Origin of the sequence: Pseudonocardia adelaidensis, from assembly GCF_039543345.1 — a bacterium.
In the GTDB taxonomy this organism is placed as follows: domain Bacteria; phylum Actinomycetota; class Actinomycetes; order Mycobacteriales; family Pseudonocardiaceae; genus Pseudonocardia; species Pseudonocardia adelaidensis.
In genome coordinates this window covers 108,833-121,702 of the sequence record NZ_BAABJO010000029.1, presented here as the reverse complement: position 1 = coordinate 121,702, position 12,870 = coordinate 108,833, and the positions used below count along the sequence as shown (strand labels likewise).

At 73.3% G+C, this 12,870-nt stretch carries 12 protein-coding genes; 10 read left to right on the top strand and 2 right to left on the bottom strand.

The window, feature by feature from the left end; all coding sequences use genetic code 11:
- Positions 1-181 precede the first annotated feature (181 nt).
- On the bottom strand, positions 182-1,357 hold the full coding sequence (locus tag ABEA81_RS31065) for an ROK family protein (RefSeq protein WP_345609948.1): 1,176 nt from the start codon (positions 1,355-1,357) through the stop codon (positions 182-184).
- A gap of 196 nt (positions 1,358-1,553) precedes the next feature.
- On the opposite strand from ABEA81_RS31065, the gene ABEA81_RS31060 reads away from it, so the two are divergent.
- Genes ABEA81_RS31060 through ABEA81_RS31040 form a run of 5 tightly spaced genes read left to right on the top strand, consistent with a single transcriptional unit; the run spans position 1,554 to position 7,388 of the window.
- The gene (locus tag ABEA81_RS31060; RefSeq protein ID WP_345609946.1) at positions 1,554-3,056 is read left to right on the top strand and encodes a sugar ABC transporter ATP-binding protein; all 1,503 of its coding nucleotides are present in this window, start codon (positions 1,554-1,556) and stop codon (positions 3,054-3,056) included.
- Positions 3,053-4,111, top strand: coding sequence for an ABC transporter permease (locus ABEA81_RS31055; protein ID WP_425570747.1), 1,059 nt, complete (start codon positions 3,053-3,055; stop codon positions 4,109-4,111). The genes ABEA81_RS31060 and ABEA81_RS31055 overlap by 4 nt, the downstream gene beginning before the upstream one ends.
- A gap of 27 nt (positions 4,112-4,138) precedes the next feature.
- A complete protein-coding gene (locus tag ABEA81_RS31050) occupies positions 4,139-5,203 on the top strand; it encodes a substrate-binding domain-containing protein (protein WP_345609944.1) in 1,065 nt (354 codons plus the stop codon).
- Positions 5,200-6,381 (top strand): Gfo/Idh/MocA family protein, encoded by a 1,182-nt coding sequence (locus ABEA81_RS31045; RefSeq protein ID WP_345609942.1) that lies wholly within the window; start codon positions 5,200-5,202, stop codon positions 6,379-6,381. The genes ABEA81_RS31050 and ABEA81_RS31045 overlap by 4 nt, the downstream gene beginning before the upstream one ends.
- Positions 6,381-7,388: a sugar phosphate isomerase/epimerase family protein gene (locus tag ABEA81_RS31040; protein WP_345609940.1), complete on the top strand. Its 1,008-nt coding sequence runs from the start codon at positions 6,381-6,383 to the stop codon at positions 7,386-7,388. Before ABEA81_RS31045 ends, ABEA81_RS31040 begins: the two co-directional genes overlap by 1 nt.
- 92 nt (positions 7,389-7,480) lie before the next feature.
- On the opposite strand, the gene ABEA81_RS31035 is transcribed toward ABEA81_RS31040, so the two are convergent.
- Complete coding sequence (locus ABEA81_RS31035) at positions 7,481-8,143, bottom strand: GAF domain-containing protein (protein WP_345609938.1); 663 nt, start codon at positions 8,141-8,143, stop codon at positions 7,481-7,483.
- Between the two features lie 168 nt (positions 8,144-8,311).
- Here ABEA81_RS31035 and ABEA81_RS31030 point away from each other — a divergent pair, with 168 nt between their 5' ends.
- From ABEA81_RS31030 to ABEA81_RS31010, 5 genes are all read left to right on the top strand, one after another.
- On the top strand, positions 8,312-9,145 hold the full coding sequence (locus ABEA81_RS31030) for an SDR family oxidoreductase (protein ID WP_345609936.1): 834 nt from the start codon (positions 8,312-8,314) through the stop codon (positions 9,143-9,145).
- A 24-nt stretch (positions 9,146-9,169) separates the two neighbouring features.
- The gene (locus tag ABEA81_RS31025; protein WP_345609934.1) at positions 9,170-10,006 is read left to right on the top strand and encodes a mycofactocin-coupled SDR family oxidoreductase; all 837 of its coding nucleotides are present in this window, start codon (positions 9,170-9,172) and stop codon (positions 10,004-10,006) included.
- 26 nt (positions 10,007-10,032) lie between these two features.
- Positions 10,033-10,842 (top strand): mycofactocin-coupled SDR family oxidoreductase, encoded by an 810-nt coding sequence (locus ABEA81_RS31020; protein WP_345609932.1) that lies wholly within the window; start codon positions 10,033-10,035, stop codon positions 10,840-10,842.
- Positions 10,843-10,852: 10 nt separating this feature from the next.
- Positions 10,853-11,743 (top strand): AAA family ATPase, encoded by an 891-nt coding sequence (locus ABEA81_RS31015; RefSeq protein ID WP_345609930.1) that lies wholly within the window; start codon positions 10,853-10,855, stop codon positions 11,741-11,743.
- A gap of 137 nt (positions 11,744-11,880) precedes the next feature.
- Positions 11,881-12,741 (top strand): vWA domain-containing protein, encoded by an 861-nt coding sequence (locus ABEA81_RS31010; RefSeq protein WP_345609928.1) that lies wholly within the window; start codon positions 11,881-11,883, stop codon positions 12,739-12,741.
- Positions 12,742-12,870 lie beyond the last annotated feature (129 nt).

Below are 12,870 nucleotides of genomic sequence, written 5' to 3'. Positions count from 1 at the left end.
ACCGCGGCGGCCGCGGCCGCGCCGCGGGGGCGGCCCGCGGCGCGCGTCGCGATCGACGTGAGCCTCATCGACGTCCGTTCCGTCCGGGTCGGTGTCCAGCGTTCGTTGACCAGTGAGGATGCCTGGTTCCAGGGCTAGTGAATCCGGCCCGCTGTCGCGCGCGTCACCGGGGTCCCCTTATTCACCCGATCCCGTGACGCCGGGCGCGCGGCTGGGGCTCGCTGGTGGCGAGGAGGAGCTCGATCGACTCGGTGGACAGCACGCGTTCGATCCCCAGCACGGCGGCGCCCGCCAGGCCCGCGTACTCGCCGAGCACGCTGTTGGTGAGCACGAGGTTGCGGGTGGCGAGCGGCAGGGCGCGCTGGTACGCGACGCTGCGCACGCCGGCCAGCAGCTCGTCGCTCGCCGCGGAGAGGCCACCGCCGATCGCCACGCGGGCGGGGTTGTAGAAGTGCACCAGCGTGGCGACGAGCTCGCCGATCAGCGCGGCGGCCTCGCGCACGGCCGCGATCGCGGCGGCGTCCCCGCGCGCCAGCAGCGCGCGCACCTGTGCGGTGGGGATCGGCGGGCCGGGCGCGCCGAGCCTGCGCGCGATGGCGCCCGCCGACGCGACCGCCTCGATGCAGCCCACGTTCCCGCACACGCACGCGTCGTCCGGGGCGCCCCGCACGCGGACGTGCCCGATGTCGCCCGCGGCGCCGTCGGCGCCGTGGTGCAGCACCCCTTCCCGGCTCACGAGGCCGCCGCCGATGCCGGTGCCGACCTTCACGAAGAGCAGTGGGACCTGGTCGGCGGGCAGCGCCCTCGCCTCGCCGAGCGCCCGGAGGTTGACGTCGTTCTCGAGCACCGCCGGGCAGTCGAAGGTCTGTGAGAGCCGCGCGGCCACCGGGTAGGCGTGCCACCCGGGCATGATCGGCGGCCGGACCGGGACGCCCTGGGTGCCGTCCACCGGGCCGGGCAGCCCGATCACGACCGCGCGCACCGGGACGCCTTCCGGCACCGTGGTGCGCAGGTGGGTGAGCTGGCTCTCCACCGTTCGGAGTACTGCGTCCGGGCCGTCGTTCATGTCGACGTCCACCTCGGTGCGCGCGAGCATCCGCTGGCTGAGGTCGATGACCGCGAGGTGCGCGCTGCTCGCGCCGACATCGGCGAGCAGCACGTGGCCGCCGTACGGCGACAGCGCCAGCCGGTCGGCCGGGCGCCCGCGGCCCACGGTCGGGCGGGTGCCGTCGATCTGCAGCACACCGCGGGCGAGCAGCTCGTCGACGGCCGCGCTGACGGTGGTGCGCGCCAGCCCGGCCGCGGGCCCGAGGTCGGCCTTGCTCACCGCGGCCCCGGATGCGACGAGGCGGGCCACGGTGCTCAGCGTGACCGCGGCGTCGGTTCGCCCGGTTCGTGCCGCGGACAACCGCAGGGGAGGCAGCGGGGATTGTGGCAGCATCACAGCCCGATATCGACGGAAAACTCACGGAAAGAGGCATTATTCCGTCGTTGTACGGCACTGGTCAATGCTCCTAGGTTCCCCGGCTGGGGAGTCAGGACGAGGTGCGGAGATGACTGGAGAGCCACTGCTCGCGATGCGCGGCATCGTGAAGCAGTTCCCTGGCGTGCGCGCGCTCGACGGCGTCGACCTGGACGTCGCCGCGGGTGAGGTGCACTGCCTGCTGGGCCAGAACGGCGCGGGCAAGTCCACCCTCATCAAGGTGCTGGCCGGGGCCCACCGGCCGGACGCGGGCGAGATCGTGTGGGCGGGCCGGCAGGTGGTGTTCGCGGCGCCGCAAGCCGCCGACGCCGCCGGCATCGCGACGATCTACCAGGAGCTGGACCTGGTGCCCGGCCTGTCGGTCGCGGAGAACATCGTGCTCGGCCACGAACCGTCCCGGATGGGGTTCAGCAGGCTGCGTGCCGCCGAGGACACCGCGCGGGCGCTGCTGCGCAGGCTCGGGCACCCCGAGATCCCGCCGCGGCGCGAGCTGGGCCGGCTCTCGGCCGCGGGTCAGCAGGTCGTGAGCATGGCGCGGGCGCTGGCCCGCGACGCCCGGCTGATCGTGATGGACGAGCCGTCCGCGGTCCTGGACCCCGAGGAGGTCCGGAACCTGTTCCGCGTCATCCGCGAGCTCACCGCCGACGGCGTCGCGGTCGTCTACATCTCCCACCGGCTCGAGGAGATCCGCGAGATCGGCGACCGCGTCACCGTGCTGAAGGACGGCCGCACGGTCGCGCGCAACCTGCCCGCCCGCGAGACCCCCACCGCCGACGTCATCCGGCTCATGACCGGCCGCAGCATCGAGTACGTCTTCCCCGAGCGCGTGCCGCCGTCGGGGGACGTGGTGCTGGAGGTGGAGGGGCTCGGCCGCGCGGGCGAGTTCGCCGACGTCTCGTTCACCGTGCGGGCGGGCGAGGTCGTCGGGCTGGCCGGGCTCGTCGGTTCCGGCCGCTCCGAGATCCTCGAGACCGTCTACGGGGCGCGCAGGGCCACGGCGGGCAGCGTGCGCGTGCGCGGGCGGGCCCTGCGGCCCGGGTCGGTGCCCGCCGCCGTCCGGGCGGGCATGGGGCTCGCCCCGGAGGAGCGCAAGAGCCAGGGCCTGCTGCTCGGCGAGCCGGTGTTCCGCAACGTCTCGCTGCCCGGGATGGGCCGGTTCGCGCGCGGCGGTTTCCTCGGCCCGCAGGCCGAGCTGGAGGCCGCGGCCGACGTCACCACCCAGCTCGACGTCCGCCCCACGGACCCCACCCGGCCGGTACGCACGCTGTCCGGCGGCAACCAGCAGAAGGTCGTGCTGGCGCGCTGGCTGATGCAGGGGTGCACGGTGCTGCTGCTCGACGAGCCCACCCGCGGCGTGGACGTCGGTGCGCGCAGCGAGATCTACGCGCTGGTCCGGCGGCTCGCCGCGGAGGGGGCGGCGATCGTGCTGGTGTCCAGCGAGGTGCCCGAGGTGCTCGGGCTCGCCGACCGCGTGCTGGTCGTCCGGGAGGGCCGCGTCGTGCACGAGGCGCCCGCGGACGAGCTGGACGAGGGCCGCGTGCTCGACCTGGTGATGGAAGGGAGTCGGACGTGAGCGAGTCGACGCCGGCGCGGACGACGGCGACCCCGGTCCCCGCGGCCGACGAGCACGCGCGCGTGGAACGGGCCGCCCGGGAGGCGGAGCCCGCCCGCTCGTCGTGGGCCCGGGTGCTGGACACCGGTGCCGGACGCAACCTGGGGCTCGTCGCCGTGCTGGTGCTGCTGGGCATCGTCGGCGCCGCCACCGCCGACACGTTCCTCACGGTGTCGAACCTGCTGACGGTCCTGACCCAGGCGTCGATCATCGGCGTGATCACCGTCGGCGCCACGTTCGTGATCATCGGCGGCGGCATCGACCTGTCGGTCGGCAAGGTGATGGCGCTGTCGTCGGTCTGGGCCACCACGGTCGCGACCCAGTCCTACGGGCCGGCGGTGATGGTGTTCTGCGCGGTCGCCGTCGGGGTGGGCGCCGGGCTGGTCAACGGCCTGCTGATCGCCTACGGCCGGATCGTGCCGTTCATCGTCACCCTCGCCATGCTGATCTCGGCCCAGGGCCTCGCGGAGCAGATCTCCGGCCGGCGCAGCCAGATCGTCACCGACCAGGTGATCGCCGGCATCGCGAGCACGCGACTGCTGGGCATCCCGCTGCTGGTCTACATCTTCGCGGCGGTCGTCGCCGTCGGCTGGGTGGTGCTCAACCGCACGACGTTCGGCCGCCGCACGTTCGCCATCGGCGGCAACCCGGAGGCCGCACGCCTGGCCGGCCTGGACGTCAAGCGGCACACCGTGCTGCTCTACGTGGTCTCCGGGCTGTGCTGCGGCATCGCCGCGATCATGATCGCCTCGCTGACCACGACCGGGTCGAGCACCCACGGCACGCTCTACGAGCTCGACGCGATCGCCGCGGTGATCATCGGCGGCACCCTGCTCTCCGGCGGCCGCGGCACGCTGATCGGCTCGATCCTCGGCGTGCTCGTGTTCACGACCATCACGAACCTGTTCGTGCTCAACAACCTCGAGACCGACGTCCAGAACATCGCGAAGGGCGCGATCATCGTCGTCGCCGTGCTGATCCAGGCCCGCGCGCAGCGTTCGTCGGCGTCCACCTGACCCGCACCTGAAGGAGAAGGAGTGAAGATGTCCGATCCCAGCCGGGGCCTGCACCGTCGCAGGTTCCTCACCGGCGCTCTCGGCGTCGGCGCCGGCGCGGCGCTCACCGCCTGCACCAGCAACGCGCCTGCTGCGCCGGCCGGTGGGCCCGCTGTCGCCCCCGCGCCCGCCGCGGGCGGCTCGGCGCCGGGCACACCCGTCACGATCGGCTTCTCCGCACCGGCCGCCGACCACGGCTGGATCGCCGCGATCGCGAACAACGCCCAGGCCCAGGCGAAGCAGTTCCCGGACGTGACGTTCGAGGCGGTCAACCCGACCAACGACATTGCCCAGCAGATCGCGGCCGTCGAGACGCTGATCAACCGCGGCGTCGACGCGCTGGTGATCCTGCCCAACGACGGCAGCCAGCTCACCCGGGTGGGGCAGCAGGCGATGGACGCCGGCATCCCGGTGATCAACCTGGACCGGATCTTCGACTCGCCGCTGGCGTACCGCACGTGGATCGGCGGCGACAACTACGGCATGGGCGTGAGCGCGGGCCACTACATCGGGAAGCGGCTGCGCGACGCAGGCGTCGCCAACCCGGTCATCGGGGAGGTCGCGGGCATCGACAACCTGCCGCTCACCCAGGAGCGCACCCGCGGCTTCAACGACGCGCTGGCCACCTACGGCTTCTCGGTGGGCCCGCGCCAGGCCGCGGACTTCACCGCGCAGGGCGGGCAGGAGGTCACCGCCAACCTGCTCCAGGCGGCGCCCCGGCTGGACGCCGTCTGGAACCACGACGACGACCAGGGCATCGGCGTGCTCGCGGCGATCAACCAGGCCGGCCGCAGCGAGTTCTTCATGGTCGGCGGGGCCGGGTCGGCCAACGCCATGCGCGAGATCCAGGCCGATACGAGCGTGCTCAAGGCCACCGTGACCTACAGCCCGTCGATGGCGTCGTCGGCCGTTGCGCTCGCGCGGCTCGTGGCGCAGGGTCGCGGCATGAGCGATCTTGCCGAACCGGAGGTGCCGGCGTCGATCACGCTGGCATCGGCGACCATCACGAAGGAGAACGTGGCCACCTACCTGCCCCTCGGTTTCGAATCATGACCCACGGGACGACCCTCGGCGTCGGGATGGTGGGCTACGCCTTCATGGGCGCCGCCCACTCGCAGGCGTGGCGCACCGCGGGGCGGTTCTTCGACCTGCCGCTGCAGCCCGACATGGCGGTGCTCTGCGGCCGCAACCCCGAGGCCGCCGCGGCCGCCGCGCAGCGGATGGGGTGGCGGCACACCGAGACCGACTGGAAGGCGCTGCTCGGCCGGGACGACGTGCAGCTGGTGGACGTCTGCACGCCCGGCGACACGCACGCCGAGATCACCATCGCCGCGCTGGAGGCCGGCAAGCACGTGCTGTGCGAGAAGCCGCTCGCCAACACCGTCGACGAGGCGAAGGCGATGGTCGCCGCGGCGGAGAAGGCGCGCGCCCAGGGCGTGCGCAGCATGGTGGCCTTCAACTACCGCCGGGTGCCCGCCGTCGCGCTGGCCCGTCGCCTGGTGGAGCAGGGCCGGATCGGCGAGGTCCGCCACGTCCGCGGGGTGTACCTGCAGGACTGGATCGTCGACCCGGAGTTCCCGCTGGTCTGGCGGCTGCAGAAGGACAAGGCGGGTTCGGGCGCGCTCGGCGACATCGGCGCGCACATCGTCGACATGGCCCAGTTCGTCACCGGCGACCGGCTGACCGGCGTCTCGGCGCTCACCGAGACGTTCATCAAGGAACGGCCGCTGCCCGAGTCGTCGAGCGGGTTGTCGGCGTCGGGGTCGACCGAGCGCGGCGAGGTGACCGTCGACGACACCGCACTCTTCCTCGGCCGGTTCGGCCGCGGCGCGGTGGCCACGTTCGAGGCCACCCGCTTCGCCACCGGCCGCAAGAACGCGCTCCGCCTGGAGATCAACGGCAGCAAGGGCTCGCTCGCCTTCGACTTCGAGTCGATGAACGAGCTGTCGTTCTACGACGCGGAGGAGGACGCCGAGACCGCGGGCTTCCGCCGGATCTACGTCACCGAGCCGACCCACCCCTACGTCGGTGCGTGGTGGCCGCCGGGCCACGGCCTCGGCTACGAGCACTCGTTCACCCACGAGGTAGTGGACCTGGTCCGCGACCTCGCAGCAGGCACCGACCCGACCCCGTCGTTCGCCGACGGCCTGCAGGTCCAGCAGGTGCTGGACGCCGTGGTCCGCTCGGCCGAGTCCGGCAGCGGCTGGGTTCCGATCGCAGGAGAGGACTGATGGCGCGACCGATCACGCTGTTCACCGGCCAGTGGGCCGACCTTCCCTTCGAGGAGGTCGCCCGGCTCGCAGGCGAATGGGGCTACGACGGGCTGGAGATCGCCTGCTGGGGTGACCACTTCGACGTGCGGGCCGCCGTGGAGGACGACTCCTACGTGCAGGGCCGCCGCGACATCCTGGAGAAGCACGGCCTGCAGGTGTTCGCCATCTCCAACCACCTGAACGGCCAGGCCGTCTGCGACGACCCGATCGACGAGCGGCACCGCGGCATGGTGCACCCGCGCGTCTGGGGCGACGGCGACCCCGAGGGCGTGCGGCAGCGCGCGGCCGAGGAGATGAAGTACACCGCCCGTGCCGCGGCGAAGCTGGGCGTGAACACCGTCGTCGGGTTCACCGGGTCGAAGATCTGGAAGACCGTGGCGATGTTCCCGCCGGTGCCCGAGTCGATGATCGAGGACGGCTACGCCGACTTCGCCGCCCGCTGGAACCCGATCCTCGACGTCTTCGACGAGGTCGGCGTCCGGTTCGCGCACGAGGTCCACCCGTCGGAGATCGCGTACGACTACTGGACCACCGTCGCCACGCTGGAGGCGATCGGGCACCGGGAGGCGTTCGGCCTCAACTGGGACCCGAGCCACTTCGTGTGGCAGGACCTCGACCCGGTCGGGTTCCTCTGGGACTTCAAGGACCGGATCTACCACGTCGACTGCAAGGACGCGAAGCGCCAGGTCGGCAACGGCCGCAACGGCCGGATGGGCAGCCACCTCCCGTGGGCCGACCCGCGGCGGGGCTGGGACTTCGTCTCCACCGGCCACGGTGACGTGCCGTGGGAGGCGTGCTTCCGGATGCTCAACACCATCGGCTACGACGGCCCGATCTCGGTCGAGTGGGAGGACGCCGGCATGGACCGCCTCGTCGGCGCCCCGGACGCGCTGGCCTTCGTGAAGGGCACGGCCTTCGACCCGCCGTCGGCGGCCTTCGACGCGGCGTTCAGCAGCGGCTCGTAGGACCCGCGCCCCGGCCGCTCACACACCAACCTCCGCGCCGGCACACCAACTGCAGTTCGTGTGCGAGCGCCGGTGTTGGTGTGTGAGCGGGCCTACGGGGCTCGGGTGAGGGCGGCGATCGCCTCCAGGCGCCGCTCCAGCTCGACGATCCGGCGCTCGTCCGCCACCAGCATGGCGACGACGTCGCCGAAGGCCTCCACGACGCGGACCTCGGGCACGAGCAGGTCGCGGCGGCTCACGACGAACAGGACGCCGAGTGCGCCGCCGTCGCGGTGGAGGGCGGCCGCGACCCCCTGGCCGGTCGATCGCGGCTCCGGGAAGGCCGCGGCGGCGGGGTCGAACAGGCACGGGCGCCGGGTGCCGAGGGCCTGCGCCACCGGCGCGGGTGGGGGCGCGGCGGACAGGCGCTCGGCCAGCCATCGCGGCACCCCGAACGCCGCCGTGAAGCGCGGTTCCCCGGCGTGCAGGAGGTAGAGCCCCGCGCTGTCGGCCTCGAGCGCCTGCGCCAGCGGCCGGAGCGCGGCGCGGGCCGCGGCCGCGAGCGGGACGGCGTCCGCGGGCGCCTGCGGCGGCGCGGGTGCGGCCCCGTCGTCCCAGGACGGTGCCGCTCCGGCGCGCTCCGCGTACCGCCGCAGCTCGGCCGGGTCGTAGCGGCGATGCCCTCCGGGCGTGCGCAGCGCGGTCAGCAGGCCGGCCTCCTCTGCGGCCAGGAGCGTGGTGCGGCTGAGCCCGAGCACCCGGCTCGCCTCGCTCACGGTGAGTCGCCGCCCCATTGCCATACCACCCACCGATTCGTCCGAGTCGATCGCAGACGATTTGAGTCGTCACCCGATCGAGTGGTACTCCTCACATGGCGGGCGGTCAACGGCGGCGCCCGCCTCTTTTCTGTGCAGTTCCGGACAGTTCCGCCGGTTCGTCAGGGGGTGAGCGTGCTCGATCCGCGCAGCGCGACCGTCCCCGACCTCACCGGTCAGGTGGCACTGGTCACCGGCGCGGGCCGCGGGCAGGGCCGCTCCCACTGCCTGGCGCTGGCCGGGTGCGGGGCCGACGTGGCCGCCCTCGACGTCTGCGCCGACCTCGACGTCCCGGCGTACCCGCTCGCCACCCGCGCCGAGCTCGACGACGTGGTGGCCGCGGTCGAGGGCACGGGCCGCAGGGCGCTGCCGCTCGTGGCGGACGTGCGGGACGCGGCCGCCGTCCAGGCGTCCGTCGCGGCGGTCGAGGACGCGTTCGGCCGGCTCGACGTGCTGGTCAACAACGCCGCCGTGGTGACGAGCGCGCCGTTCTGGGAGCTGTCCGAAGAGCAGTGGACGGCGGTGGTGGACACCAACCTGTCGGGGGTCTGGCGCACCACCGCGGCGGCGGCCGGGCTCCTGCGGCGCTCCCCGCGCGGCCGGATCGTGAACATCGCCTCCACCGGTGGCGTCCGGGCGGTTCCGGAGTTCGCGCACTACGTGGCCGCGAAGCACGGCGTCGTCGGGCTCACCCGGGCGATGGCGATCGAGCTTGCCGACGCGCGCGTCACGGTCAACGCGATCCTGCCCGGCGCCGTCGACTCGCCCATGCTCGCCGGGCTGGCCGACGAGCTCGGGCTCACCCGCGAGGACGTGCACAAGCGCTGGTTGCACGACCAGCTGCTGATCGAGGTGATCACGCCCGACGAGATCACCGGGGCGCTGCTGTGGCTGCTCAGCGACGCGGCCCGGCACGTCACCGGCCACTGCCTCGCGGTCGACGGAGGCGCACTGGCCCGCTAGGTGGGAAATGCTCGAGGAGGAGCGATGGGTAGGTTCGACGGGAAGGTCGTGCTGATCACCGGGGGAGCCCGCGGGCAGGGTCGGTCGCACGCGGTGCGGTTCGCCCAGGAGGGCGCCGACGTCGCGTTCTGCGACATCGCCTCGCAGCTCGAGACGGTGCCCTACCCGATGTCGACGCCCGACGACCTCGCGGAGACCGTGCGCCTCGTCGAGGACCTCGACCGGCGCTGCGTCGCCGTGGAGGCCGACGTTCGCGACCGCGGACAGGTCGACGCGTTCGCCGAGCAGGCGCGCACCGAGCTCGGCCGCATCGACTTCCTGCTCGCCAACGCCGGGATCTTCACCTTCTCCACGGTGGCGGAGATGGACGACCGCACCTGGCAGCAGACGATCGACACCAACCTCACGGGCGTGTTCAACGCCGTGCGGGCCGTCCTGCCCGCGATGATCGAGCAGGGGTACGGCCGGATCGTCGCCACCTCGTCGATGGCCGGGAAGATGGGCTTCGCCAACGTCGGCCACTACTGCGCCGCGAAGTGGGGCGTGATCGGCCTGGTCAAGTCGGTCGCGCAGGAGGTGGCCGCGAACGGGATCACGGTGAACGCCGTCTGCCCGACCGGCGTGGCCACCACCATGATCCAGAACGACGCCGCGTACCGGCTGTTCGTGCCGGACAAGGAGAACCCGACGCGCGAGGACGCCGCGCCCGCGTTCCAGGGCCTCAACGCGATCCCCGTGCCATGGGTGGAGCCGGGCGACGTCTCGAACGCGATGGCCTTCCTGTGCTCCGACGAGGCCCGCTACATCACCGGCGAGACCATCGCGGTCGCCGCCGGCCAGAACGCCCAGAACGCTGGATAGGGCACGCCGGATAGGGAGGAGACACCATGGCAGGACGCCTGGAGGGCAAGGTCGCGCTCGTGTCGGGGGCGGCGCGCGGGCAGGGCCGCTCGCACGCGGTGCGGCTGGCCCAGGAGGGCGCGGACGTCATCGCGTTCGACGTGTGCCGGCAGGTCGGCACCGTGCCGTACCCGATGGCCACGCCCGAGGATCTCGCGGAGACGGTCAAGCTCGTCGAGGACCTCGACCGGCGGATCGTCGCCCGCGAGGCCGACGTGCGCGACACCGCGGCCGTGCAGGCGGTGGTCGACGAGGGTGTGCGGGAGTTCGGGCGGCTCGACGTCGTGTGCGCCAACGCCGGCATCGTCACGTTCGGGGAGAACGCGTGGTCGCTGACCGACGAGCAGTGGGACGACATGCTCGCGGTGAACCTGACCGGGGTGTGGAAGACGGCGCGCGCCGCGGTGCCGGCGATGATCGAGGCCGGCAACGGCGGCTGCATCGTGCTCACCAGCTCGACGGCCGGTGTGAAGGGCATGGCCGGGATCGGCCACTACGTGTCGGCGAAGCACGGGGTGGTGGGGTTGATGCGCACCCTCGCCGTGGAGCTCGCCGAGCACTCGATCCGGGTCAACACCGTGCACCCGACGGGCGTCAACACGCCGATGGTGGTCAACGACTTCACGGCGCAGTTCACGTCGACCGCCAGCGGCCAGTCCAACATGGAGAACCTGCTGCCGGTCGCGATGGTCGAGGCCGTCGACATCTCGAACGCCATCGTGTGGCTCGCCTCCGACGAGGCCCGCTACGTCACCGGGGTGTCGCTGCCGGTCGACGCGGGGATGCTCCAGAAATGACGGCGCAGAAGTGACCGCTGCCGCCCGCCGGGACGAGGTCGCCGCGGGGATCGTCGGCAGGCGCCGCGAGCTCGACCTCGTGCTGGCCGCCGTGTCGGCGGGCCGGGACATCCTCCTCGAGGGCCCGCCCGGCACGTCGAAGTCGACGATCCTGCGGGCGATCACGGCGAGCTGGGGTGTGCCGTTCGTGCTCGTGGAGGGCAACGCCGAGCTGACGCCTGCCCGGCTGGTCGGCCACCACAACCCGGCCCGGGTGCTGCGGGAGGACTACTCGGAGGACAACTTCGTGCCGGGCCCGCTGGTCTCGGCGATGCGCGAGGGCGGGTTCCTCTACATCGAGGAGCTCAACCGCGCACCGGAGGACACCCTGAACGTGCTGCTCGCCGCGATGGCCGAGCGGGAGGTGGCGGTGCCGCGGGTCGGCACGATCGCGGCGCTCCCGACGTTCCGGGTGCTGGGGTCGATGAACCCGTTCGACGACGTCGGCACGGCACGGATCTCCGACTCGGTGTACGACCGGTGGTGCCGGCTCGCCGTCGGCTACCAGGACGAGGCCGACGAGCGGGACATCGTCGTGGCCCGCACCGGCAGGGCCGACGAGACGCTCGTCGCCGACGCCGTGGCGATCACGCGGGCGACCCGCGGCCACCCGGAGCTGCGGCGTGGCTCCAGCGTTCGCGGTGCCATCGACCTCGTCGCGGTCGCGACCGAGCTCGCCGCGCTGGGGAGCTACGACGGGGACCGGCCGCGCCTGGTGCTCGACGCCGCGCTGCTCGCGCTCTCCGCGCGCATCGCCGTGGACGAGACCGGCGACGCCACCCCGGAGGAGGTGATCACCCGGATCTGGGAGGACCGTTTTTTCTCGCGCCCCGGCGTGCGGCGCCGGGTGTCCACCGGATAGAGGTCGAGAACGCGGTCCGCCTGCCGGGGGCCGGGTCCCAGCGGGCCGGGCCGCCGGGCCTCGCCCCGCTGCGCCGCAGGCCCAAGGAGCTCACGGCGGCGCCCGCGCTGTTCCACTCGGGGGCCGGAACGCCGCTGGTGCGGCACGCACCAGCCGAGCGCGGCGGCGCTGCCCCCGGTCCGGCCGGCGGGCAGGGCGTGCTCGTCACCGGCCAGCCCGCCGCACTGCGCGACATCGGGGAGCTGTTCGAGAACACCTCCCCCGATCGCGAGGTCGCGGCGATGGCGCAGCGGATCGCCCGGCGGCTCGCGTTGCGCCGCAGGCCCCCGGAGCGCCGCGGCGGGCGCGGTGCCGGGCGGCTGGCCTCCGTGCCGTACCGCTACCGGTCCGACGACATCGACCTCGATCGCACCATCGAGGTGCTCACCGAGCGGCCCGTGCCGGAGGAGACCGACGTCGTGGTGCGCGAGCGCATGCACGCCCGCCGCGACGTCGTGCTCGTCGTGGACGTGTCCGGGTCGATGAAGGGCGAGAAGGTGCGGGTGGCTGCGGCCACGGTGGCGGCGCTGTCGGAGGAGGTCGCCGCGCGCGGCGACCGGCTCGCGCTCGTCGCGTTCTGGTCCGACGCGGCGCTGCTCAAGCCCCTCGACGCGCACGTCCCGGCCGGGCGGCTGCTCGACCAGCTGCTGCGGATCCCAGCCCGCGGGCTGACGAACGTCGGTTTCGCGCTCGCCGTGGCCCACGCCGAGCTCGCGCGCTCGCCCGCCCGCCACCGCACCGCCGTGCTGCTCTCCGACGCCGTGCACAACGCCGGCCCCGATCCGAGGGCCGTCGCCCGCCGGTTCCCCCGGCTGCACGTCCTGCTCGAGACGGACGGCGAGCACGACGCCCTGCTCGCCGCGGACCTCGCCCGGCTCGGGCGCGGCCGCCTCGCGCCGGTGGCGACCCACCGGCACGTCGCGCCCGCGCTCAACCGGCTCCTGGGCCAGGTCTCCTGATCTCCCATATCGATTCCGTCCCGTCCTCGCCATCGCCTGGTCCCGGTGGCCGGGGTGACCTAACGTCATCCTGTTCGACGGAGGCGGCGATGGTTGCGGCGATGGATCCAGTGGACGCGGACGCCCCGC